The following is a 24,321-nucleotide window of genomic DNA, read 5'->3' as shown; positions in this document are numbered from 1 at the left end:
CTTGCCGCCTAGCACCTGCAGCTATCGATGGCTTGGGCCAGTTCGGCGATCGAGTAGGGTTTCTGCAGAAACACGAACTCCCGGGTGCGGCCTTCGGCCAGGGCCGGGCTGTAGCCGCTGGTGAGGATCACCGGTAACCCGGGGTAGTCGCTGCGGATCCGCCCTGCCAGCTCGATGCCGCTCATGCCGGGCATCACCACATCGGAAAACACTGCCTGGAACCTGTCCTGCTCCTGACTCAGGCGACGCAGCGCCTCGGCGGCGCTGGTGGCCCACTCGACCTGATAGCCCAGTTCATTGAGGGACTGGGCCAATAGCCGTCCCACTTGCGGATTGTCCTCCACCACCAGCAGGGTCGCGCCCTGCCCATCCGCCGGCAACGCCACCGGGCTGGCCGGCAGCGGCACGCTGACCAAGGCCTCAGTACGCGGCAGGTAAAGGGTAAAGCGCGTGCCCTGCCCCGGCCGGCTGTGGACCTCCAGGCCGCCGCCGGACTGCTTGGCGAAACCGAACACCTGGGACAGCCCCAGGCCGGTGCCCTTGCCCACCTCCTTGGTGGTGAAGAACGGCTCGAAGATCCGCTCGATCTGCTGCGGCTCGATGCCGGCACCGGTATCGGTCAGCGACACCGCGACAAAATCCCCGACCTGGGCGCCCTGCCCGGCGGTGGCGGGAATCTGCGTCACCCGCTCCACGGCAATCACCAGCAAGCCCTCGCCCTGCATCGCGTCCCGGGCATTGACCGCCATGTTGATCAGGGCGGTGTCGAACTGACCGACATCGGCATGGGTGTGGCAGGGCTGTTGCGGCAACTCCAGACGCAGTTCGATGCAGGCGCCGATCAACGGATTGATCATCTGCGCCACCAATTGCACGCTGGCGCCGACGTCGAAGGTTTCCGGACGCAGGTTCTGCTGGCGGGCATAGGCCAGCAGCTGGCCGGTGAGTTTGCTGGCGCGGTCGACGGTGTCGGAAATGGCCTCGATATACAGCTGTCGGCGCTCCTCGCTGAGGTTGCGACGCAACAGGTCGGTGGACGAGCGGATCACCGTCAGCAGGTTGTTGAAGTCATGGGCCACGCCACCGGTGAGTTGCCCCACCGCCTCCATCTTCTGCGCCTGCCGCAGGATGTCCTCGGTCTTGCGCAGGGCTTGCGCCGCCTCACGCTCGGCCTGCATGTCGCGGCCCACGGCATGGATATGCTGGGGGTCGGGCACGGCGCTCCAGGACACCCAGCGATAACTGCCGTCCTGGTGCCGGAAACGGTTTTCCACCCGGGAATAGCTCTGTCCCCGGGCCAGTTCGGCACTGGCACTGGCGGCCGCCACGCGGTCCTGAGGATGAATGAAATCGTAGAAGCTGCGGCCCTCCAGCTGGTCGCGCTGCCAGCCCAGCAGCGAGGTCCAGGCCGGATTGACCGCCACGATGCGGCCGTCGAAGTCCGCCACCAGCATCAGGTCGGTGGACAGCTGCCAGATCCGGTCCCGCTCCTGGGTGCGCTCCTGGACCCGCTGCTCCAGGGACTCATTCAAGCGGCGCAGCTCTTCCTCCGCCGCGCGGGTGGCACTGATGTCCCGCGAGATGCAGAGGATCTTCTCCGGCCGGCCGCTTGCATCGAACATGGGCGTGACCTGCACATCCCACCATCTGGCGGTGCCGGCCAGGGTATTGGCCGCGCCCTGGAACCGCGCCGATTCGCCGGCCTGGGCCGCGGCAATCGCCGCCCGGGCCTCCAGGTTGCCCTGGCCCTGCCAGAAATCCGGCCAGGGGCAGCCGACAATCGCATTGAAGTCGCTGACTTCCATGACCCGCCGCCCGCCCTCGCTCATGAACGACAACCGACCATCGAGGTCCAGCACCTTGATGCAGTCATTGCTGCTGGCCAGCACCCGGGTGTTGAGCTCGCGGGTTTCTCGCAGGCGGGCCTCGGTGAGCCGGGCATGCTGGCCCAGAAGGACCCGTTCGGTGGTTTCCACGGTATGGCAGAGCACCCCCAGCACCTGCTCCTGGCGCTCGTCGAACACCGGGCTCATGGAGAACGACCACCAGGTCAGCTCCTCGCCGGGGTAGCGCTGCATGTTCACCGGCAGGTCTTCGTGCCGGCACGACTGCCCGAGGAAGGCCTGTTCCACCATGGGCTGCACGTCCGGCCAGGCGTCGGCCCAGAGCGTCTCGATGGTCTGTCCCAGGGCATTGGCCAGGCGCGGCCCGAGCACCGGACGATAGGCGTCGTTGAAAAAGAACTGCTTCTGCGGCCCCCACAGCAGGTACAGGCTCTCGGGGGATTCCAGCACCAGGCTCAAGGTGCTGTGCAACAGGCTCGGCCACTGTTCCCGGGGCCCCACGGCCGTGTGCGACCAGTCGTACTGGCGGATCGCGGCACCGGTCTGGCCACCGCGCAAGGTCTGGGGAGCGGCACCACAAGGAGGAGAACGGGTCATGGACAGATCACAGAAGAGGAAAGGGGCAAGATTGCACGCCAACGGCCGGCTCAGGATAACTGACCCTGGGTATCCACAGAAGTTGGCAAACCGGGAGGCCGATTCAACAACGGCCGCCCAGGCCTCGACCAACACCTTTTAAACCCGCATCGAGCTGGTGCATGCTGCGTCGACTGCGCCACCTGCCCGACGAGAACACCGCGATGAACACCACCACCCTGCTGCTCTATACCTCAAGCTGCTTTATCGGCGCGCTGATCCCCGGCCCGACCTCGCTCCTGGCCATGGCCAACGGCACCTCGCGCAATCGCCAGCTGGTGGCGGTGGGCATGGCCGGGGCGGCGCTCTCGGATGTGCTGATCATCGCCGCCGTGGGCCTCGGCCTGGGGGCGATGCTGATGGCTTCGCAGCAGCTGTTCATGGTCTTGAAATGGGTCGGCGTGTGCTACCTGGCCTGGCTGGGCATCCAGCTCTGGCGCAGTGCGCCCCAGGCCCTCGGCGCCCAGCAGGTGCGGGCCGGTTCGCGGCGTGGCGAGGTGTTCCGACGCAGCTTCTCGGTGGCCATGACCAACCCCAAGGTGCTGCTGTTTTTCACCGCCTTCCTGCCGCAGTTCATCGACCCCGGCCAACCGGTCTTCATCCAGTACGCCACCCTGGCGCTGGTGACGGCGCTGGTCGAGGTGCTGGTGATGGGCCTGTATGCCGCGGGCGGCGTGCAGGCGGCGAAATTCCTCACCGCCAGCGGCATGCGCCGGCTCAATCGATGCTGCGGCGCGACCATGCTGTCGCTGGCGGCATTTTTGGCACTCTACCGCCGCAACTGACAGGTGCTTTTTGCTTGCCGCTTGAAGCTGGCGGCTTGCCGCTGCTTTTAAAACGCCAGCTTGTAGCCGATGGAGAACAGCATGAGCGCCAGGCACGGCCGGAGGATCTCGTCGGACACCCGCCCGGTCATGTGACTGCCGATCCAGATCCCCGGCAGCGACCCCATGAGCAGGAAGCCCAGCAGGTTCCAGTCCATGTTGCCCATGCTGGCGTGGCCCAGGCCGGCCACCAGGGTCAGCGGCACGGCGTGGGCGATCTCGGTGCCCACCAGGCGCTTGGTGGCCAGGAACGGATAGAGAATGAACAGCGCCACGGTACCCAGGGCGCCGGCGCCGATGGAGGTCAGGGCGACCATGGTGCCGAGGATCAGCCCGGTGACCACGGTCAGGCCGTTGAGGCCGCCGGGGCTGGGTTGGTATTCGCTGCCGTGGCGCTGGGCAAAGGCCATGAGCTTTTTCTTGAAGACGATGGCCAGGGCCGTGAGCAGCAACACGAAGCCCAACCCTTGCTTGATCACCGAGTTCAGGGCCTGGGGATCGGTGTCGAGGTTCTTCAGGAACCACAAGGTCACCGCCACCGCCGGCACGCTGCCGAGGGTCAGCCAGCCGGTGATGCGCCAGTCGATGTTGCGGTTTTTCTGGTGAACCAGCACCCCACCGGATTTGGTGATGGCGGCGTACAGCAGGTCGGTGCCCACTGCGGTGGCCGGGTTGATGCCGAACCAGAGCAGGATCGGGGTCATCAGCGAACCGCCTCCGACACCGGTCATGCCCACGATGAAACCCACTACCAGGCCTGCGACTACAAAACCGAAATTACCCACATCCATCGATAAAAAACCCTACAGATCACGCGGCCAGGTCAAAAACTGGCGGCAGCATAGCGGCTAAAGCTTATGTCCATTTATATAAATAAAATCTAACGTTATAACCAAGAGCGTTTTTTCCATGCAGCCGGCGCATCAAGCGCCCTGTCCGCTTGCGACCTGCACAAGCCCCATGCCCCTGGTGCCCCGAAGCCGCGCCCTCCGCTGTCGCGCCCGCCGCCAAGGCACCCGGAGCTTGCACGACGGCCCCCGGCATCCGCTATCCTGCCGTGCGCTTGCCGGGGCGCGGCCCGGACCGCAGCCCCTCCGTCCCCCCAAGGAAGGTCCATGACACCTGACGAGAACCCGTACCAGATCGAGCACCAACGCATCCGCTTTCGACGCCTGAGCCTGGGCCAGGAAGCCCCCGGGCACACCCCGGCCGCCCGTGGCAACTGGGGCCTGGCCCTGTCCGGCGGCGGCATCCGCAGCGCAACCTTCTGCCTGGGCGTCCTGCAAGCCCTGGCCCGGGCCCCGGCGCCCAGCGCGAGCACCCGGCCAGCGCCACCGGCAACCGACGCCGACGCCGACGCCGACGCCGACGCCGAGCCCAGCCTGCTGTCGCGCATCGACTACCTGTCCACGGTCAGTGGCGGCGGCTACATCGGCAGTTTCTTTTCCAGCCTGTTTCTCCCAGGGCGCTTGCGCCCCGCGGCGCCCCAGGACCCGGTGGGCCAGGCCGCCCGCGATGCCTACCAGGCCCTGCGCTTCGAACCGCCGGGGCGGATCAGCACCGGCGTCGACTACGCCCGGCAGCCGCCGGGCCAGGGGCCCACGGCCTGGCTGCGGGAGAACGGCCGCTACCTGACCCCCACCGGCTCCGGCGACATGCTCTACGCCCTGGCCATGACCTGGCGCAACTGGCTGTCGCTGCAGGCCATGATCGGCCTGCCGATCCTGCTGGTGCTCAGTCTGCTGACCCTGTTCCAGGTGCTCAGTCACGCCAGCCTGCTGCTCTGGCCGCTGATGGCCGGCGTACTCTTCGCCCTGCCCTGCGCCGTGGCCTACTGGCTGATCATTCCCCAGGGCGACCTGGACCGGCCACCGAGCATGGGCAACGCGGCGTACCGGAGCATGCTCGGCGTGGTCGGCGGCCTGTGGCTCTGTGGCGCCCTGGCCTACTGGCTGGCCCAGTGGCATGCGGTGGGTGCCCTGACCCTGGCCGGCGCCCTGGTGGGCAGCGGCGCCTTGCTGATCACCCGACAACTGGTGAGGCACCTGGCCGACAACCGCGACCCGACCAAGGACAACGCCTGCGCCAACAGCGTGCGCAACTATCGGATACAGATCACCCGGGCCCTGGGTCGGGCCATGGCCGCGGTGGCCGTGCTGGGCTTCCTCGCCCTGCTGGTGACCGCGGCTCAGGCCTTGTACCGCTACCTGCATGACCTGCGGGCCCTGGGCAGCCTGCTGTTGCTGATCGCAGGGGTGTGGCTGGTGCGGCGCCTGGCCTTGCTCAAGGATGAAAAGAACCTGCCGGGCTGGATGCACAAGCTACCGCTGGAGGTCCTCGCGCTGCTTGCCGGTGGCCTGCTGCTGAGCCTGCTGTGCCTGTGCTGGGGCTTGCTGGTGCAATGGATCGCCTACGACGGCGGGGTGATTGCCGGCGATCACGCCGTGACCTGGCGCCTCGCGGCACTGAGCCTGCTGGCGGCCTTGCTGACCCACCTCAGCGGGCGCTTCATCGGCTTTCTCAATACCTCGTCGCTGCAGGCCTTCTACTCGGCGCGCCTGACCCGCGCCTACCTCGGCGCCTCCAATGGCCGGCGCTTCAACGGCCCGGCGCAACAGCGCCGCACCTACATGAGCGTGGCCGAGCCGATGGCCAGCGACGACCTGTCGCTGCAGCAGTACTACGCCAGTCCCAGCGCCGGCCCGGTGCACCTGATCAACGTCACCATGAACCTCACCGTCGACCCGGCCGAACAGCTGGTGCAACGCGACCGCAAGGGCAAGCCGCTGTGCATCGCCCCGAACTGGGCCCCCGACAGCCCGGCGCCAACCAGCGCTTGCCCGGCAGAACGCTACCTCCTCGACGGCCAGGCCTATCGCCGCGACCTCGACCATGGCCCGGCCTCGGAAATCATGCGCCCGCTGACCCTGGGCCAATGGATCGGCGTTTCCGGCGCCGCCTTCAGCACCGGCCTGGGCCGCGCCACCAGCCTTGGCATGTCGCTGGTCCTGGGGCTGGCCAACGTGCGCCTGGGCATCTGGTGGCCCAGCCACTTTCTCGACCCCGGGCAATCGCACTGGGTGCCCCGGGACCTCAAGCCCTGGATCCGCTACAGCACCCAGGCCTACCTGTTCTATGAACTGACCGCGCGCTTTCACGGCTACCGCCGCGACTACCAGTACCTGTCCGACGGCGGGCACTTCGAAAACACCGGCACCTACGAACTGCTGCGCCAGGGGCGCAAGGTGGAGCTGATCATCACCTGCGACAGCGGCTGCGATCCCGACTACCAGTTCGACGACCTGGCCAACCTGGTGCGCCTGGCGCGCATCGATCAGGCCCTGGAGATCCGCGAAGACCCGGGCGTGCTGAGCCATCCGCAACTGAAGACGGTATTTGCCAGCCTGGAAGAGTTTCGCCAGCCGCCGAGCGCCGATAACCAGAAATGCGCCCTGCTGCTGAATGTCCATGCCCACTCCCCGGGCCGTGACGATGACCTGTGCCAGACGCCCCATTGCCGGATCCTGGTGCTCAAGCCGCGACTGATCGCCGGACTGACGCCGGACGTCGTCAACTACGCCCGGGCCAACCCGAGCTTTCCCAACCAGAGCACCGTGGACCAGTTTTTCGACGAGGCGCAGTTCGAGAGTTACCGGCAACTGGGCCTGGGCATTGGCCAGCAACTGTTCGGCACCCAGTGCCGGCCCAGCGCGATTGCCCAGGCGTTGTGGCGGTATCTGCAATAGCGCCGAAAGGGGCTGCTACGCAGCCCAGCGCGAGCACGCTCGTTCGCCACAGGTGACCTGTCAGCGGCATGAGATTGCCAAATGGCACTCAAGGGGTCTTGTGCCGCTTCACCGCTTCCAGCCATGACGCCTCAAGGCGCTCCTGCTGCGGGTCGATGCCCTGCTCGGCCAGCAGCGCCAGATGCCGCTCCACCTCGCCCAGCATCTGCCCGTGGGCGCTGGAGTTGGCGTCCAGCTGATGCATCTGCAGCAGCCCCAGGTGATAGAAACGCAGCAGCTTGAGCGCCGCCGGATCGCCCGCTGCGACCCCGGCGGTGACCTGATGCATGACATTGGTCACCCGCATCAGGCTGCGCTTGAGACGCCAGCCATAGACCGCCGCGGCCATCCACGGCTTGCTCCAGAACACACTGCGCAGCAGCGCCGCACTGATCAGCAGACCGGTGAACACCCCCGCCGCGTTCCACACCAGGTTGTCGCCACCGGGCTGACCGAACAGCGCCACCGCCGCGCTGGAAAACAGCATGGCCAGGGCGATGAACACCAGCGCGATGATCAAGGTGCTGCGACGGGTTTGCCGCCGGTAAGTCTCAGGGTCCTGCGGGGTGATGACGAACATGGGCGCGACGGGCTCCGTTGCTGAAGAGGATGGGCTGGCGCGCATTATCACCGCTGGGGGCGGTGCCGGTGGCTTAAATTGCTCCGGGAGAAACAAAAGCATGATCCGGGTCATGGCTCCGGGGAAGAACAACACCCGTTCAAGGCGTATACGACTATGTGCTGCCCCAAAAAATTTCGTTTGCGCGTTTTTTCCTCTTGCTCCCCAAGAGTGCACACTCAAGAACACTAAAAGTTCAAGAAGCGGAATTTAATCAACTCTCAAAATGAGGCTTCCCCTCCTAAATCAATAACGCCGCTTTCTTCTGAATCTTATTAGTTACTGAATTTTGATAACGAGCAAACTCAGCTTCAAAGCCAGCCAGGAAAAATTCGCCCAACATAAAAATCACATACAGCGCGCCTTTGATTTTGATGACTCGGAAACTTTATCTTCACGACCAAGAGCACGCATTTTATCCAAGTACTCCTTATACAGAGAACAAGCTTCCTCCTGCATACCCATACGCGAATAAGCATCTGCCAAACTGACGGTCGCCTCTACTCTTTCAGGGTATTTCCTATGTATTTCCCTGAGGAGAAATGCAGACATCACGAAATTTTCGTTTTGATACAAAAAGTCGGCATAGTCACTCATCGATGAAACATTATCCTCTCCAAGAACCAGAGTCATCTCGTATAAAAAATCCCTGGGCGTAACTTTCGGTCTTTTCTCACCTTTATCATCCACTGTATAAAGCAGCGAGCCGCCCTCACCTAAGCGATAGTTTTCAAGCACAAACTGAAGGTCCTTGCTGACTTCACGCGCAGCATCCTCGGAAGATAAACCCTGCAGAGCAGGACCACTACCTAAAAACTCAGAAAACAATGCACAGCACTTTATACGCCGCACATGAAACTGCTGTGGAAACCTCGCCTCATCTGGAAGCACTTCGTTATCAAGAGAGTATCTTTCATCCCTGCTTGGCTCCACCCAAGTCGAGGTTTTGTAAAGTATCCAGTCCTTCAGCGCCGGCACCCATCTAAAGTCGTACTTGGTCAAATCAGTATTTCGCGTATAGAAATCCAACAGCAATGAAAAATCACCAGGAATATACCCAGGAAGCAGACCACCATTACCCAAACTAAAAACCCCTTTCCTCTCCTGCCCGGAACCACCAACCTTAATAGTCACCTCTGAAAGTTCGCTATCAGGCTCCGAGCTAACAACAGAATACGAATCACACTGCCCATCTCCATTGAGGTCCACATCACACTCAAGATTTGCGCAAGAAATGCTGTTCCACAGCAAGACACAAACGAATAACAAAGTCCTCACAGCGCACCTCCAAGTGCAAGCAGTCTTGCTTCGGCATACTGTTTAGCGACTGTAGCCGTACGCCCCGGGGCAGGACTGCTGGATCTGGAACTGGTAGGAGTCGCCCTGGGCGATGCGCTGGATCAGCCCATGGATGCCATGGCCCTGGGGGTCTGGTCGGCCGGGCTGAACATGGGTCGCTCCTTGACGTGTTGCGGCTGATTCCATTAGCCAAAGCGCTCCCAGGCGAAGGGAACATCGTCGACTGTGGAGCCATTACGCAAAAACGGCCCTGCAACTTAACAAGCCGCGACGCTGGAGGGGCATGGGAGCTATCTGAAATTGGCAGCTATCTGAAATTGGCAGCCATCTGGAATGCTGCCCAGGCACGGGAGCCCGCCAGGACCCAGCCCCTGCACCTACCCCCTGCCCCGCTTCAACGAACGTCCCAGGCGTCGCCAGCCCAGCACCACGCCGCTGACACTGATCAGCAAACCTCCGGCGCTGAACAGGATCATCCATGCATCCCACAACGGCCGGTTGCCCAGCAGGGGCAGCCAGTCCCAGCTGTGCAACAGGGCGAACAGCCAGCGCGAGGCGCGACGCGGCTGGTCCAGTTGGCTGACCACCGCGCCGGTGTGCAGGTCCAGGTGCAGCCAGGTCTGGGCCGGGTCGTCGAAGCGCACCCGCAGCACCGGCAGGCGCTGCTGCAGATGCCCCATCATGCTGTGGGGCTCGCGGGCGTAGTAATAGAAGTCGTAGGCCGCCAGTTGCTGGACGATCATCGGCCGTTCGGGGCGGATGGCCCAGGCCGCCTGCTGCAAGGTGCCCGGGCTGAACTGGCGCAGGACCTGCCCATCGGCCATGGCCAGAATCCGTGTGCGCCCGGCGCCGTCGTAGCCGATGACGTACCCCTTGCCGCCGATCATCCGCCACTCCAGCTCCCGGGCCCGCAGGCCGTCGTCGGCAAAGCGTTGCAGGGCCTGGCTCGCGCTCAGGGGAAAAGCCGCCGGGTGCAGCGGTGCGCCCTGATAGGCGGCCAGCGACAAGGGCTGGGCGCTGCTGAAGATCTGCCACGGGTTCATCGACATCAGGCCGCTGAAAATCCAGGTGATGGCCAGCACCCCGAACAGCAGCCCGCCCAGGTGATGCCAGCGGGCAAAGCCCTGGTACGGCGAGCGCGAGCCGTTGCGATAGGTGCGGGTGAAGCGCCAGCGCAGCAGGCCCACGGCCAGGCCGAGCACGGTCATCAGGGTCGCGGCCAGGGACAGGTAGGTCACGATCGGCCCCCAGGCGCCATCGATGCCGATGCCCCGCAGCGGGTACAGCCAGTGCAACCAGGCCCCGATCCAGTTCCAGCCGCGCTCGGTGGCGGTGGCGTCGCGCACCACCTCGCCGGTGCTGCCCGAGACATACAACAGGCGGCGCTCGGCGTCGGCAGTGGCCACCCGGTGCAAGGGCCGGTCGGCGTCCAGGGCCCGGGACTGGCTCCACATGTCGCCCTGTACCGCGCCGCGATCGCGCACCGCTACGCCCGGTGCGAACTGCCGGGCTGCCGCCAGGGCCTCGACCCGGTCGGTGGGCAGCGCCTGCAGGCCGCTGTCGACCTCGATCGCCACCTTGCGCGGCCCCGGGTATTCGAGGATGTAACGGGGTGCACCGGCCACCGTGGTCAGGCGGATGCTCGACGGCGCCTGTTCGGGATCGGCGGCGTGCAGCACCTGCTCCAGGTCGACCCCCTCCCGCTCCAGGACCAGCACCGGCAAATGCGCCAGACGCTCGGCGGGGGTCAGTTTGGGGTAGCCGACATACAGCATCACCACCCCGGAGATAAACCACAGGGCCATGAACAGGCAGGCGACAATGCCCAGCCAACGGTGCCAGAGGTACAGATAACGCTTCATCGCAGGCATCTCACAGATCAGCCATCTCACAGAGGCGCGGGGCGTTGTCGGGCGCCCCGCTGGCTCAGGTTAAAAGCGCGTTTGCAGCGCCAGCTCGAAGGTTCGTGGTGCCCCCAGGTACAACTGGGTCGGCCCCGTGGTGCGGGCGTAGACCTGATCGGTGAGGTTGCGCACCCGGCCGGTGATCCGCGTATCGGCATTGAGCTGGTAGCCGACAAAGGCGCCGAAGATCGTGTAGGCCGGCGCATAGCGGGTGTTGGCCGCGTTGGCGTACACCGACGACACGTAGCGCGCATCCGTGCCCACCTGCCAGGACGGGGCCAGGTCGTAGGTCAGCCACAGGTTGGCCACCTTGTCCGGGGTATTGGTGGGGCTGTTGCCCTTGCGCGACACCGGCCGGCCGCCGACGTTTTCATAGAACTCGTCGTACCGAGCATCGACATAGGCCAGGTTGCCTTCGGCCAACAGCTTGGGGGTCACCCGCAACGAAGTCGCCAGCTCGACGCCGCGGGACGATTGCTGGCCCACCGGCTGGCTGCTGCCAGGGTTGCCCGGGTCGGCGGTGGACAGGTTCTTGCGTTCGATGCGGTAGGCAGCCAGGGTCGCCGAGCCACGGCCGTCGAGGAAGTCCAGCTTGCTGCCGATCTCCCACTGGTTGCCGGTGCTGAGATCAAAGTCGCGCACCTGCCCATAGCTGGCGGTGGTGAGGATCCCGGCGGGCGGGTCGGCAGCGGTGCTGTATTGCACGTAGACGTTGGCCGCCGGGGTCAACTCGTACACCAGCCCCAGGCGCCCGGTGGTGGGCCGGTATTTGCGCTGGAAGAACGCCGGGTTGGCTTCGGTGACGGCGCGGTAGTTGGTCACTTGCAGATCGATCTGGTCATGGCGCAGGCCGCTGAGCAGGGACAGGCGATCGGTCAGTTGCAGGCGGTTTTCCAGGAACAGCGCCCAGGTGTCCACCTGGTTGCGGCGGTTCTTTTCGAAACCGCGCCGCATGCCCGGCAGGTCCCAGAAACTGCCCGGGTCGAAGTCGCCCGGAGCAACACCGGGCAGCGAGCCCGACACCGAGCGCGGGTAGTTGCTCATCACGTTGTGGCTGTAGTCGAGGCCCGCCGACCACTGGCTGTCCAGACCGAACAGCGTGTTGTGGTGCAGCAGTTCGAAGCGATTGCCATTGAGCTCCTGGGCGTGACGCTGGAGCAGGATGCCGGAGCGCACCACCTGACTGTTGTCACTGTTGTAGGCGTAGTTTTCCAGGTTGCGGTATTCGCGATCGGCGTTGTAGTGGTACAGGGTGTTGCGCAGCGACGTGCGCTCGTCGACCTGATAATCGATGATCGAACGCAGCCACTGCACCCGCTGCTCATAGCGGCCGTCGCTGACGTTGTAGTTCTCGAAGCGCCGACTCTTGTCCACCTCCATCTTGCCCCCCAGCGGGTTCAGCGCCGGGGTGCCCCAGTAAGGGCTGTCGACGCTTTCGTTCTGGTACTCGTAGGCCAGGGTGTGGGACAGCTGGTCGTTGAAATCCGTCAACAGGGAAAACGCCGTGGTCCAGGCATCGCGCTGCTCGCGGTCGACATAACCGTTGCTGGTGGTGTGGCTGACATCGAAGCGCGCGTAGTGCCGCGGCCCGGCGCCCTCGTTCAGTGCATGGTTGAAACCGAAGGAAGTTTCGCGGCTGTCGAAGGAGCCATAGCTGACTCGCCCTTCATTGAACGACTCGGTGCGCGAAGGCAGCTTGGTGATGTAGTTGATCGAACCGCCCACCGCGCCGGTGCCATAAAGGAAGCTCGACGGCCCGCCCACCGCCTCGACCCGGTCGTAGATCCAGCTGTCCACCGGGCGCGCGGCAATGGAGTCGTATTGCACGCTGATGCCGTTGAACAACTGGGTGATCTGCGGCCCGGAGAAGCCGCGGTAGGAGACGAACCCCGGGATGCCCGGCGATGCCGCGGCGTTCATCCCCGGCACGCTGGCCAGTATGTCCTGGGTGTTGGCAGCGCCGCGCTGCTCGATCTGCTGGCGGTTGACCACATTGACCGACGCCGGGGTTTCCCGCGGGGTCAGGCCCAGGCGCGAGCCGGTGCTGGTCTGGGTATCCAGTTGCAGGCCGGGTTGAGGCAAATCGTCGGCGCTGATGCGCATCTGCGGCAATTGCAGCGGAGCATCGGCCAGGGCATTGAACGACAGCGCACAGCACAGCGCCGCGCAGCTGGAGGAGCGATAAGGGAACGTCATGGACTCGGACTCGAAAAAATCATCGAACAGCCCCCGGCCGCCGTCGCCATCGCGACCGCAGGAAAGTACCAGGGGATGAAAATGACGCGACGGCCAGGGCCGTCGCGCAGCAGCGCTAGGCGCTCAGAGGGGGAGCCCGAGGATTGAGTGACGGCCAGGAATAACGCGGTGGTGCCTTGCTGCGCTGCTCGACCCGGACTCGCGCCTGACGCCGCCCCAGCAGCAGCCAGGCCAGGCAGAACAGCAGCCCCAGGCCCAGGCTCACCGCCGAGCACAGGGGACAGACAAAGGCGCCCATGGCGCCGGGGGCGGTCTTGTCGCTGGGGCCTTCATCCAGGGTCGAGGCCGATTCGCCCAGGGCGTGACAGAACTGCCCGCCCACGCCGATGATTTCCAGCGCCGCCATCTGTCCATGACCCAGACCGCAGACGAACACGTTGAACAGCACGCAGAAATACAGCGTCCAGGCAATGTGAGGGCGATGTGAGGGGGCTTGGGTCATGGCGGCAAGATTAACAGTGAAAAAAGCACTGGAAAATCACCAAAGCATGGCGAGCAAAACTCAGGGCGCCGCCAGCGGTGAGGTTGTGCCGAGCTTTATAGCCGAAGCCCTAAGGGCCGAGGATCGGACCAGAACTAAAGTGCGGGCGCTTGGTTTTCGCAGCGGGTTGAAGATGCAGGCAGATCAAGCGCGACGGCGGCCTTGCGGCCGGTCCGCCGCTGAAGCGGTGTCTCCCTCCGTAGGAGCTGGCTTGCCAGCGAAGGCGTCAGCCCAGACGACGCACGCCTTGCGGGCCTCTTCGCCGGCAAGCCGGCTCCTGCAGCGGGTGTGCGGCAGTTGGTCCTCCGTAGGAGCTGGCTTGCCAGCGAAGGCGTCGGCCCAGACGACGCACGCCTTGCGGGCCTCTTCGCCGGCAAGCCGGCTCCTGCAGCGGGTGTGCGGCAGTTAGTCCTCCGTAGGAGCTGGCTTGCCAGCGAAGGCGTCAGTCCAGACGACGCATGCCTTGCGGGCCTCTTCGCCGGCAAGCCGGCTCCTACAGTGGGTGTGCGGCAGCTGGTCCTCCGTAGGAGCTGGCTTGCCAGCGAAGGCATCAGCCCAGACGACGCAGGCCTTGCGGGCCTCTTCGCCGGCAAGCCGGCTCCTACAGCGGGTGTGCGGCAGTTGGTCCTCCGTAGGAGCTGGCTTGCCAGCGAAGGCGTCAGCCCAGACGACGCACGCCTTGCGGGCCTCTTCGCCGGCAAGCCGGCTCCTACAGCGGGTGTGCGGCAGTTGGTCCTCCGTAGGAGCTGGCTTGCCAGCGAAGGCGTCGGCCCAGACGACGCACGCCTTGCGGGCCTCTTCGCCGGCAAGCCGGCTCCTACAAGCGGCCGGTTTCTTCCGAGATCGCGTGCTCCAGAGCGCCTCGCGGGCGGGCGTCCAGCAACGCCTCCACCACCGCCCGGGCCATCTCCACGGAATGCACCATGGACCAGATCAGCCCGCGCTCGATGCCGCTGCCCTGCTGGGTGATTTCATCGCAGACCTCTTCGGCGCATTTGAGCAACAACGCCACATGCACCAACGCCTCTTCAGCACTGACGCCTGGGCGCACGCTGAACAGCGAGTCGGCAGAAACAGGTTTGGCTTGGGTGTTGCGCTGGAACAGCGCGGGGTCCTGCGGTTGCCGGGCCAGAGCCACGCGCAAGGTGGCGTTGGCGACCTTGAGTTCAGGATCACGATAGGAAGTGGGTGGATCGGGGACGAGCTTTTTCATGGTCTAACTCCTTGCAGATAAAAGGAGCCAACACCGTTCACTTGCACACGAATAAGGTGGCAGCCGTACGCAGGTGTGCAAGACCGAGTCTGCAAGGACACCCGGCAGATCCGAAGATCTCCCACGCACGGCCGCCATAACGCAGCGGACATGAAAACGCCCCATCAGTGCAGATCGTTTGTGCGCCTTTGCAGAGTTCGGACTTGCACATCCGAGCCATCGATTGAGCGATGGCTCCAGCACCCTAGCCCGCTCACCCGGCGCATTCAAGCGGCCGGCAGTTTCTCGGATTTGCCTTACAAAAGACAGCGAATCGGCGTAGTTCCAAGCACCTTTTCAGCACTCTCTGAAACAGCCACGGCTCTGTGGCGAGGCTGTTTGTTCCCCCGGGTTAGCCTGTCAGCAACCTGCCCGCTCACCATCGCGCCGCCCTGTCTTCGTATCAGCGCTGTACCTGATGTACCGCGCCGACTGGCCGGGCGATGCTCGCCCGTTCGCAGCCTTCGGCAATGCCTACAGGCAGGCACACCCCATCCAGCCAAAAGGCAGATCGTGCGCCTATGTGCCCCAGCGCACAGACACCCTCCCCCCTGCCCGCCATCGTCAAGGTTGCAGCTTTTTGCCTGAAACGTTCGTCGCGACGGTGCATCGATTTGACCGCACGCCCCGCTCCCGGCCCTCCCTCGCACCCCGTGCCGAGGGACGGCTCTGTTATGCCAAGGAAAACATGGACAGTCATTGGACCCACGCATTCCTGAGGTTCTGGCAGCTGCCCGCCGCCAGATACGGCCAATGGAAGGCCTCGCGCAACAGCGTCGAATACCAGGCGCCGCTGCGCTCGGAACTGTTCAGCAGTGAGCAGATGGCCAGCCACGGCACCCTGCTGGCGCAACAGCACCGCCTGAGTCGCAGCCGCAACCCGGACTGGCTGCTGGCACGCCTGGCGGACAACGCCGGCGCCCTGGCCAGTTGCTGCAAGAGCCTGACCGCCGCCACCGGCAACTCGCCCCGGGCCACCCCCGCCGCCGAGTGGCTGCTGGACAACTACTACCTGCTGGAAGAGCAGATCCGCATCACCCGCACCCACCTGCCCCGGGGCTACAGCCGGCAGTTGCCGCGCCTGGCCAACGGTCAGTCGGCGGGCCTGCCCCGGGTCTACGACATTGCCCTGGAAACCATTTCCCACGGCGACGGCCGGGTCGACAGCGAAAGCCTGGGGCGTTTCGTCGACAGCTACCAGAGCGTCACCCCGCTGATGCTCGGCGAGCTGTGGGCGATCCCGATCATGCTGCGCCTGGCCCTGATCGAAAACCTGCGCCGGGTGGCCTTCCGGGTCATGGCCAACTGGAGCGAGCGCAATCTGGCCAACGACTGGGCCGACCGCCTGATGGAAACCGCCGAGCAGGACGCCAAGAGCGTGGTGCTGGCGGTGGCCGACATGGCCCGCTCGGCGCCGCCCATGAGTGCCGCCTTCGTCGCCGAACTGGCGCGCCGCCTGCAAGGGCAGAACGCCGCCCTGGTGCTGCCCCTGGCCTGGATCGAGCAACTGCTGGGGGAAACCGGGCTGAACATTGAGCGCCTGGTGCAGCTCGACGCCCAGCAGCAGGCCGCCGACCAGGTGTCCATCAGCAACAGCATTTCCAGCCTGCGCCTGCTCTCGGCCAGCAACTGGCGCGAGTTCGTCGAGCTGATGAGCCGGGTCGAACAGGAACTGCAGGAGGACCCGGCCAAGGTCTACCGGCGCATGGATTTTGCCACCCGCGACCATTACCGGCATGTGCTCGAACGCCTGGCCCGCCACTGTCCCCTGAGCGAACAGCAGGTGGCCCGGCAGTGCATCGAACTGGCCCGGGCCCACTACCGCGCCGAGGCTCCGGAAGCCGTGGCCGGCCATGTCGGGCATTACCTGATCGGCGCCGGACGCCGCACGCTTGAACAACAGATCCAGGCTCGGGTGCCCCTGGCCGAACGGGGCCGGCGCCTGCTGACCCAGGCGCCCCTGGGCTTTTTCCTGGGGCCGGTGATGCTGCTCTCGGCGCTGTTCGCCTGGCCGTTTCTCGACGCCCTGTACCAGGAAGCCGCCCCCGGCCATTACTGGCTGGCACTGTGGGCCGTGCCGGCGTTGCTGCTCTCCAGCCGCCTGGCCATCGGCCTGATCAACGGCCTGGTGACCCTGACCGTGGCCCCGGGCATTCTGCCGCGTCTGGACTACAGCGAAGGCATCGACCCTCGCGCCCGGACCCTGGTGGCCGTGCCCTGCCTGTTCGGCAGCACGGCGGATGTCGAAGAGCTGGTGGAAGGCCTGGAAGTGCGCTTTCTGGCCAACCGCGATGCCCAGCTGTACTTCGCCCTGCTCAGCGACTTTCTCGACGCCCCCAGCGAAACCCAGGACGGCGACACCGCCTTGCTGGCGCTGGCCCGACAAGGCATCGAGGCGCTGAACCTGAAGTACCCCGAAGAGGCGGTGGATCGCTTTTACCTGCTGCACCGGCCACGCCTGTGGAACCCCGGCGAACACTGCTGGATGGGCCACGAACGCAAGCGCGGCAAGCTCGAAGACCTCAACGCCCTGCTGCGGGGCCGTGGCCACCAGCGTTTCCTGCTGATCGTCGGCGATATCCAGGCGCTGCCCGAGATCACCTACGTGATCACCCTGGACAGCGACACCCAACTGCCCCGGGACGTGGCCCAGCAATGCGTGGGCGCCATGGACCACCCGCTGAACCGCCCGCAGACCGACCCGCTCAGCGGGCGCATCGTCAGTGGCTACGGGATTCTCCAGCCACGGGTCGGCATCAGCCTGTCGAGCACCGCGCGCAGCGCCTATTCCCGGCTGTTCGCCAGTGACGCCGGGATCGACCCCTATACCCGCGCGGTGTCGGACGTCTACCAGGACCTGTTTCAGGAAGGCTCCTTCGTCGGCAAGGGCATCTATGCCCTGGACACCTTCGAGCAGACCCTGGGCGGGCGCTTCGCCGACAACCGGATTCTCAGCCACGACCTGATCGAGGGCTGCTATGCCCGCTCCGGCCTGCTCAGCGATGTGCAGCTGTTCGAAGAGTACCCGGCGCGCTACAGCGCCGACGTCAAGCGCCGCCAGCGCTGGATCCGTGGCGACTGGCAACTGCTGCCCTGGCTCCTGCCCTGGTCGCCCAGGGCCGCCGGCGGCCTGGAAAGCAATCGCCTGAGCCCCCTGGCGCGCTGGAAGATCCTCGACAACCTGCGCCGCAGCCTGGAGCCCCTGGCCCTGCTGAGCATGCTGCTGTGGGGCTGGCTGGGCTCCACCCAGCCCCTGGCCTGGACCCTGGCGGTGCTGATTGTGCTGCTGGTGCTGCCGCTGTCGGCGGCCTTGCGCGAGCTGCTGCACAACACCCCGGAAGTGCCGTTGCTGCAACAACTGAACGCGGCCCTGAGCAGCGCCGGCCAGCACCTGTCCCGGGCCCTGCTGCCCCTGGCCTGGCTGCCCTATGAGGCCGCCTACAGCCTGGATGCCATGGCCCGCGCGCTGTGGCGCATGGGCATCAGCAAACGGCACCGCCTGCAATGGCAGCCCTCGCGGGAAGCCGAGCGCGGCCCGGACGACAGCCTGCTGCAGCTGTACCGGCGAATGTGGGTCGGTCCGCTGCTGGCGCTGTTGCTGACGGGGCTGCTGTGGCCGCGGCTGCAACTGCTGATGGCCGCGCCCCTGCTCCTGGCCTGGCTGGCCGGGCCGGCCCTGGCCTGGTGGCTGAGCCGCCCCGCAAGCCCGGTGGCCTTCGTCCCCAGCGCCGGCCAGCGGCGTTTTCTGCAGAGCCTGGCCCGCCGCACCTGGGGCTTCTTCGACCAGTACGTCGGCCCCGAGGACAACTGGCTGGCCCCGGACAACCTGCAGGAACAGCCCCAGCGCCGCATCGCCCATCGCACCTCGCCGACCAACCTCGGGCTGGCCCTGCTGGCGCACCTGACGGCCCACGACTTCGGCTACCTGAGCAGCCGCCGGCTGCTGCAACGCCTGGAGCAGATGCTGGCCAGCATGGGTCGCCTGGAACGCTACCGCGGGCACTTCTACAACTGGTACGACACCCAGAGCCTGCAACCTCTGCCGCCGCGCTATGTGTCCACCGTGGACAGCGGCAACCTGGCGGGCCTGCTGCTGACCCTGCGCCCCGGCCTGCAGGCGCTGGTGGACAACCCGCCGCACCTGCCGCAGATCGCCAACGGCCTGCTGGACAGCCTCGACGTGTTCCAGGACGCCCTCACCGCGGCCGGCCAGGACACCACGCCGGTGCTGCGCTGGCGCCTGGAAACCCGCGCCGTGCAGGAGCACCTGAGCCTGCACGCGGACGTTGCCCCGGATGCCTTGCTCGGGCTGCTGCAACGGATTGCCCAAGGCGCGGCCCAGGCCCCGGGTCAGAGCGCGGACGATGTCGACTACTGGCGCGCGGCACTGGCCGCGCAATGCCAGGACCTGCATGACGAACTGCAATGGCGCTGCCTGCCGCCCATGGCCGACGGCCGCCGCTTCGGCACCCTGGGCTGGCGCCAGTTGGCGCAACTGGCCGCGGAAGACTGGCCGCCGCCGCACCGCGAGCGCATCAACGCGGTGCGCGAACTGGCGCTGGAACGCGTCACCTGCGCCGACCGCCTGCAGGACAGCGTGGCCAGCATGGCGCAGATGGATTTCGGCTTTCTCTACGACACCCGGCGCCATTTGCTGGTGATCGGCTACAACGCCGAAGAGCACCGCCTGGATGCCGGCTACTACGACCTCTTGGCCTCGGAGGTGCGCCTGACCCACTTTGTCGCCATCGCCCAGGGACAACTGCCCCAGGAAAGCTGGTTCGCCCTCGGCCGCCTGCTCACCAGCAGCGCCGGAACCCCGGTGCTGCTGTCCTGGACCGGCTCGATGTTCGAGTACCTGATGCCGATGCTGGTGATGCCCAGCTACCAGGGCACCCTGCTGGACCAGACCTGCCGCGCCGCGGTGGCCCTGCAGATCGAGTACGGCCAGCAACAGGGCCTGCCCTGGGGCGTGTCCGAGTCGGGCTACAACACCCTCGACAGCCAGTTCAACTACCAGTACCGGGCGTTCGGCGTGCCGGGTCTGGGGCTCAAGCGCGGCCTCGGCGCGGAACGGGTGGTGGCGCCCTACGCCAGCGTCCTGGCGCTGATGGTGGCGCCCCAGGCGGCCTGCCAGAACCTGCAACGCCTGGCCCAGCTGGGGCTGGCGGGACGCTTTGGCCTGTATGAAGCCGTGGACTACACCGAGTCGCGCCTGCCCCGGGGCCAGGATCACGCCGTGGTGCAGTCGTTCATGGCCCACCACCAGGGCATGAGCCTGCTGGCCCTGGCCTGGTTGCTGCTGGAGCAGCCCATGCAACGGCGCTTCGAATCCGATCCGCAGTTCCAGGCCATCGCCCTGCTGCTGCAGGAACGGGTGCCGAAAACCGCCGCCCAGTACCTGCACGCCGCCGGAGCACCTGCGGCCGACGAAGCGGCCCGGGCCCACGAGAACAAACTGCGGGTGTTCGCCGACCCGGACCGCAAGCGCCCGGCGGTGCAGTTGCTGTCCAACGGTCATTACCACGTCATGCTCAGCAGCGCCGGTGGTGGCTACAGCCGCTGCAACGAACTGGCGGTGACCCGCTGGCACGAAGACCCGACCCGGGATCACTGGGGCCAGTTCTGCTACCTGCGGGACGTGGCCAGCGGCGACTTCTGGTCCGCCGCCTACCAGCCGACCCGCCGCCGGCCGCAGGGTTTCGAGGCGATCTTCACCGATGCCCGGGCCGAATTCCGGGTGCGCGAGCGGGACTTCGACAGCCACACGGAAATCGTCGTGTCCCCCGAGGACCCCATCGAACTGCGCCGCCTGCACCTGTGCAACCGGGCCCGGGTACGGCGCAGCATCGAGCTCACCAGCTACGCCGAAGTGGTCCTGGCCACGGCCCAGAGCGACGCGTCCCACCCGGCCTTCAGCAACCTGTTCATCGAGACCGAACTGCTGCCGGAGTTGCAGGCCATTGTCTGCAGCCGCCGACCGCGTTCCCAGGAACAGCCGGTGCCGTGGCTGTGCCACCTGCTGGCGGCCCACGGTGTGGACATCGACGCTATTTCCTATGAAACCGACCGCGCGCGCTTCATCGGCCGGGGCCGCGATCTGGCCGCGCCCCTGGCCCTGGACCCACAGGTCGAACGGCTGTCGGGCAGCGCCGGACCGGTGCTCGACCCGATCGTGGCGATCCGCTGCCGGATCACCCTCGAACCCGGCCAGAGCGCCACCATCGATCTGGTGACCGGAGTCGCCGACAGCCGCGAACAGTGCCTGCAACTGATCCACAAATACCGCGACCGGCACCTGGCGGACCGGGTCTTCGACCTGGCCTGGACCCACAGCCAGGTGTTGTTGCGCCAGCTCAACGCGTCCCTGGCCGAAGCCCGGCTGTACCAGCAGATGGCCGCCTCGCTGCTGTACGCCAACGCCAGCCTGCGCGCCGACAGCAGCCTACTGCTGGGCAACCGCCGCAGCCAGTCCGGGCTCTGGGGCCAGGGCATTTCCGGCGACCTGCCGATCGTCCTGCTGCAGGTGGGCGATCTGGCCAACATCGCCCTGGTGCAGCAACTGATCAAGGCCCACGCCTACTGGCGCCAGAAAGGCCTGGCTGTGGACCTGGTGATCTGGAACGAGGATCAGGTCGGTTACCGCCAGCAACTCCAGGACCTGATCATGGGCCTGGTGACCTCCGGCAGCGAAGCTAGCCTGATCGACCGCCCGGGGGGCATTTTCGTGCGCCCGGCCCAGCAGCTGTCCGGCGAAGACCGCGTGCTGATGCTGGCGGTGGCGCGCCTGGTGATCAGCGACAGCCGCGGCAGCCTCGCCGAGCAGGTCCACCGGCGCCGCGCCGATCCCTCGCTGCCACGCCTGGAGGCGCCCCTGGTGCGCCTGCCGCAACCGGCCGGCAGTGCCCCGGCAGCCGCACAACCGGAACTGATTCTGCAAACGCCCTACGGCGGTTTCAGCAGCGACGGCCGCGAGTACCTGATCACCCTCAACCCCGGGCAGCCGACCCCGGCGCCCTGGGCCAACGTCCTGGCCAACCCGCTGTTCGGCACGGTGATCTCGGAAAGCGGCGGCGCCTACAGCTGGCGCGAAAACGCCCACGAATACCGCCTCAGCCCCTGGCACGACGACCCGGTCAGCGACCCCAGCGGCGAAGCCCTGTACCTGCGCGACGAAGACAGCGGCCAGGTCTGGTCACCGACCCCGCAGCCGTGTCCCGGCAGCGGCAGCTATCGCACCCGCCACGGCTTCGGCTACAGCGTGTTCGAGCACGAGGAGAACGGCATCCACAGCGAGCTGACGGTGTATGTCGCGGTGGACGCGCCGATCAAGTTCTCGCGGCTGAAAATCGGCAACCGCAGCGGCCGGCCACGGCGCCTGACGGTCACCAGCTACGTGGAATGGGTGCTGGGGGAATTGCGCGGCCGCTCGGCCATGCACGTGGTCACTGAAAGTGATCCGGTCAGTGGCGCGCTGTTCGCCCGCAACCCTTACAACATGGAGTTCTCCGGGCATGTGGCGTTTCTCGACACCGACTCGGCGGTGCGCAGTTTTACCGGCGACCGCAGCGAGTTCATCGGCCGCAACGGCAGCCTCGCGGCACCGGCGGCCTTGACCCGGGAGCGCCTGTCCGGGCGTTCCGGCGCCGGTTTCGATCCGTGCGCGGCGATGCAGGTGGCGTTGGAGTTGGCCGACGGCCAGAGCCAGGAAGTGTTGTTCCGCCTGGGGGCCGAAACCGACGCCAAGGCAGCGACCCGCCGGGTCCTGCAATACCGCGGCAGCCAAATGGCCCAGAGCGAGCTGGCGGCGGTGCACCGGCACTGGCGACGCAGCCTGGACTGCATCCAGGTGCGCACCCCGGAACCGGCGATCGACGTCATGGCCAACGGCTGGCTGATGTACCAGACCATCGCCTGCCGCTTCTGGGCGCGCAGCGGTTTCTACCAGTCCGGCGGCGCCATCGGCTTTCGCGACCAGTTGCAGGACAGCATGGCGATGATCCACGCCGAGCCGGCCCTGGCCCGGGAACACCTGCTGCTGTGCGCCGCCCATCAATACCCCGAGGGCGACGTTCAGCACTGGTGGCACCCGCCGCAGAATCGCGGGGTGCGCACCGGCTGCTCCGACGACTTCCTCTGGCTGCCCCTGGCCACCAGCCGCTACGTGCAGATCACCGGCGATCGCAGCGTGCTGGAGGTCGAGGTGGGTTACCTGGAAGGTCGCCTGCTCAATCCCGGAGAAGAGTCCTACTACGACCTGCCGCAAACCTGCGGGCTGCGGGAGAGCCTTTACCAGCACTGCCGGCGAGCCATCGAGCACGGCAGCCGGCGCGGCGTCCACGGGCTGCCGCTGATGGGCACCGGCGACTGGAACGACGGCATGAACCGGGTCGGCGAGCGCGGCCTGGGGGAAAGCGTGTGGCTGGGGTTCTTCAGCCACCAGGTGCTGCAGCGTTTCGCCGTCACCGCCGAACAGCACGACGATCCGGACTTCGCCCGGACCTGCCGCGAGCAGGCCCTGGCCTTGCGCACGGCCCTCGACAGCCAGGCCTGGGACGGACAGTGGTATCGCCGGGCCTGGTTCGACGACGGTCAGGCCCTGGGCAGCGCCGACAATCAGGAATGCCGCATCGACTCCATCGCCCAGAGCTGGTCGGTGCTGTCGGCCGCCGCCAGTGACGCCCGCCAGCGCCAGGCCATGGAATCCCTGGACCGGCACCTGGTGCGCCGCGACAGCGGCGTGGTGTTGCTGCTGGACCCACCGTTCGCCCACAGCCCGCTGGACCCGGGCTACATCAAGGGCTACGTGCCCGGTGTGCGGGAGAACGGCGGGCAATACACCCACGCGGCCATCTGGGCCTGCATGGCCTTCGCCCGCCTGGGGGACAGCGCCCGGGCCTGGGAGCTGCTGCGCATGATCAACCCGGCAAGCCGACGCAGTGCCGAGCAGGTGGCCACCTACCGGGTCGAGCCTTATGTGATGGCCGCCGACGTCTATGGCGTGGCGCCCCATACCGGGCGTGGCGGCTGGAGCTGGTACACCGGCTCGGCGGGCTGGATGTACCGGCTGATCGTCGAGTCGCTGCTGGGGCTGCGCCGCGAAGGCCAGCAGCTGTACATCGAACCGGTGATCCCGGCCCACTGGCCGGGCTACAGCCTGGACTACCGGTTTGGCGAAACCCTGTACCAGATCGAGGTGCGGCAGAACCCCGGGGCCATCCTCAGCCTGAGCCTGGACGGCCGGCCGCTGCCGGGGCTGGCCATCGCGCTGCTGGACGACGGCCGGGCGCACCGGGTGTTGCTGACCTGGCCCGCCAGCGCCGCGCCGCCACAGGCCGGGCATTCCCTGACAGCGGCCGTCAGCGAGCCGGCGCCATGACAGACAGCGGGCCATGCCCTGGACTACCCTGAGTGAGCGCTG

The 24,321-nt window shown here is 66.3% G+C and carries 12 protein-coding genes; 3 read left to right on the top strand and 9 right to left on the bottom strand.

Annotated elements, in window-relative coordinates:
• Positions 1–8: 8 nt before the first annotated feature.
• On the bottom strand, positions 9–2,441 hold the full coding sequence (locus tag ACMGG8_RS14280) for a PAS domain-containing protein (protein ID WP_414159777.1): 2,433 nt from the start codon (positions 2,439–2,441) through the stop codon (positions 9–11).
• A 161-nt stretch (positions 2,442–2,602) separates the two neighbouring features.
• Here ACMGG8_RS14280 and ACMGG8_RS14275 point away from each other — a divergent pair, with 161 nt between their 5' ends.
• Complete coding sequence (locus tag ACMGG8_RS14275) at positions 2,603–3,265, top strand: LysE family translocator (RefSeq protein WP_231978975.1); 663 nt, start codon at positions 2,603–2,605, stop codon at positions 3,263–3,265.
• Positions 3,266–3,312: 47 nt separating this feature from the next.
• Here ACMGG8_RS14275 and ACMGG8_RS14270 read toward each other — a convergent pair whose 3' ends face one another.
• Positions 3,313–4,095, bottom strand: a complete 783-nt coding sequence (locus ACMGG8_RS14270; RefSeq protein ID WP_414159776.1) for a sulfite exporter TauE/SafE family protein — start codon at positions 4,093–4,095, stop codon at positions 3,313–3,315.
• A 324-nt stretch (positions 4,096–4,419) separates the two neighbouring features.
• Here ACMGG8_RS14270 and ACMGG8_RS14265 point away from each other — a divergent pair, with 324 nt between their 5' ends.
• Entirely contained in the window at positions 4,420–7,050 is a 2,631-nt protein-coding gene (locus ACMGG8_RS14265; protein ID WP_414159775.1) for a hypothetical protein, read from the top strand.
• An 88-nt stretch (positions 7,051–7,138) separates the two neighbouring features.
• On the opposite strand, the gene ACMGG8_RS14260 is transcribed toward ACMGG8_RS14265, so the two are convergent.
• The 7 genes from ACMGG8_RS14260 to ACMGG8_RS14230 all read right to left on the bottom strand — a co-directional run bounded on the left by ACMGG8_RS14260 (position 7,139) and on the right by ACMGG8_RS14230 (position 14,861).
• A complete protein-coding gene (locus ACMGG8_RS14260) occupies positions 7,139–7,669 on the bottom strand; it encodes a DUF3087 domain-containing protein (protein WP_060840251.1) in 531 nt (176 codons plus the stop codon).
• Between the two features lie 387 nt (positions 7,670–8,056).
• Complete coding sequence (locus ACMGG8_RS14255; protein WP_414159774.1) at positions 8,057–8,917, bottom strand: tetratricopeptide repeat protein; 861 nt, start codon at positions 8,915–8,917, stop codon at positions 8,057–8,059.
• 111 nt (positions 8,918–9,028) lie between these two features.
• Positions 9,029–9,193 carry a hypothetical protein gene (locus ACMGG8_RS14250; protein WP_414159773.1) on the bottom strand — a complete coding sequence of 55 codons (165 nt, stop codon included), beginning with the start codon at positions 9,191–9,193 and terminating at the stop codon, positions 9,029–9,031.
• A 191-nt stretch (positions 9,194–9,384) separates the two neighbouring features.
• A complete protein-coding gene (locus tag ACMGG8_RS14245) occupies positions 9,385–10,869 on the bottom strand; it encodes a PepSY domain-containing protein (protein ID WP_414159772.1) in 1,485 nt (494 codons plus the stop codon).
• 69 nt (positions 10,870–10,938) lie between these two features.
• Entirely contained in the window at positions 10,939–13,107 is a 2,169-nt protein-coding gene (locus ACMGG8_RS14240) for a TonB-dependent receptor (protein ID WP_414159771.1), read from the bottom strand.
• 115 nt (positions 13,108–13,222) lie between these two features.
• A complete protein-coding gene (locus ACMGG8_RS14235) occupies positions 13,223–13,609 on the bottom strand; it encodes a DUF2946 domain-containing protein (protein WP_060840257.1) in 387 nt (128 codons plus the stop codon).
• An 856-nt stretch (positions 13,610–14,465) separates the two neighbouring features.
• Complete coding sequence (locus tag ACMGG8_RS14230) at positions 14,466–14,861, bottom strand: DUF6124 family protein (RefSeq protein WP_414159770.1); 396 nt, start codon at positions 14,859–14,861, stop codon at positions 14,466–14,468.
• Between the two features lie 727 nt (positions 14,862–15,588).
• On the opposite strand from ACMGG8_RS14230, the gene ACMGG8_RS14225 reads away from it, so the two are divergent.
• Positions 15,589–24,279: a GH36-type glycosyl hydrolase domain-containing protein gene (locus tag ACMGG8_RS14225; protein ID WP_414159769.1), complete on the top strand. Its 8,691-nt coding sequence runs from the start codon at positions 15,589–15,591 to the stop codon at positions 24,277–24,279.
• Positions 24,280–24,321 lie beyond the last annotated feature (42 nt).

It is taken from the genome of Pseudomonas sp. BNK-45 (assembly GCF_047456255.1).
Lineage (GTDB): Bacteria > Pseudomonadota > Gammaproteobacteria > Pseudomonadales > Pseudomonadaceae > Aquipseudomonas.
The sequence above is the reverse complement of the archived record's forward strand: the minus strand, read 5'-3'. Positions and strand labels throughout refer to the sequence as shown.

Excerpts from the sequence above, each read along its gene's own strand:
- ACMGG8_RS14280 (WP_414159777.1), bottom strand. The coding sequence starts at position 2,441 with ATGACCCGTTCTCCTCCTTGTGGTGCCGCTCCCCAGACCTTGCGCGGT.
- ACMGG8_RS14275 (WP_231978975.1), top strand. The coding sequence starts at position 2,603 with ATGCTGCGTCGACTGCGCCACCTGCCCGACGAGAACACCGCGATGAAC.
- ACMGG8_RS14270 (WP_414159776.1), bottom strand. The coding sequence starts at position 4,095 with ATGGATGTGGGTAATTTCGGTTTTGTAGTCGCAGGCCTGGTAGTGGGT.
- ACMGG8_RS14265 (WP_414159775.1), top strand. The coding sequence starts at position 4,420 with ATGACACCTGACGAGAACCCGTACCAGATCGAGCACCAACGCATCCGC.
- ACMGG8_RS14260 (WP_060840251.1), bottom strand. The coding sequence starts at position 7,669 with ATGTTCGTCATCACCCCGCAGGACCCTGAGACTTACCGGCGGCAAACC.
- ACMGG8_RS14250 (WP_414159773.1), bottom strand. The coding sequence starts at position 9,193 with ATGGAATCAGCCGCAACACGTCAAGGAGCGACCCATGTTCAGCCCGGC.
- ACMGG8_RS14245 (WP_414159772.1), bottom strand. The coding sequence starts at position 10,869 with ATGAAGCGTTATCTGTACCTCTGGCACCGTTGGCTGGGCATTGTCGCC.
- ACMGG8_RS14240 (WP_414159771.1), bottom strand. The coding sequence starts at position 13,107 with ATGACGTTCCCTTATCGCTCCTCCAGCTGCGCGGCGCTGTGCTGTGCG.
- ACMGG8_RS14235 (WP_060840257.1), bottom strand. The coding sequence starts at position 13,609 with ATGACCCAAGCCCCCTCACATCGCCCTCACATTGCCTGGACGCTGTAT.
- ACMGG8_RS14230 (WP_414159770.1), bottom strand. The coding sequence starts at position 14,861 with ATGAAAAAGCTCGTCCCCGATCCACCCACTTCCTATCGTGATCCTGAA.
- ACMGG8_RS14225 (WP_414159769.1), top strand. The coding sequence starts at position 15,589 with ATGGACAGTCATTGGACCCACGCATTCCTGAGGTTCTGGCAGCTGCCC.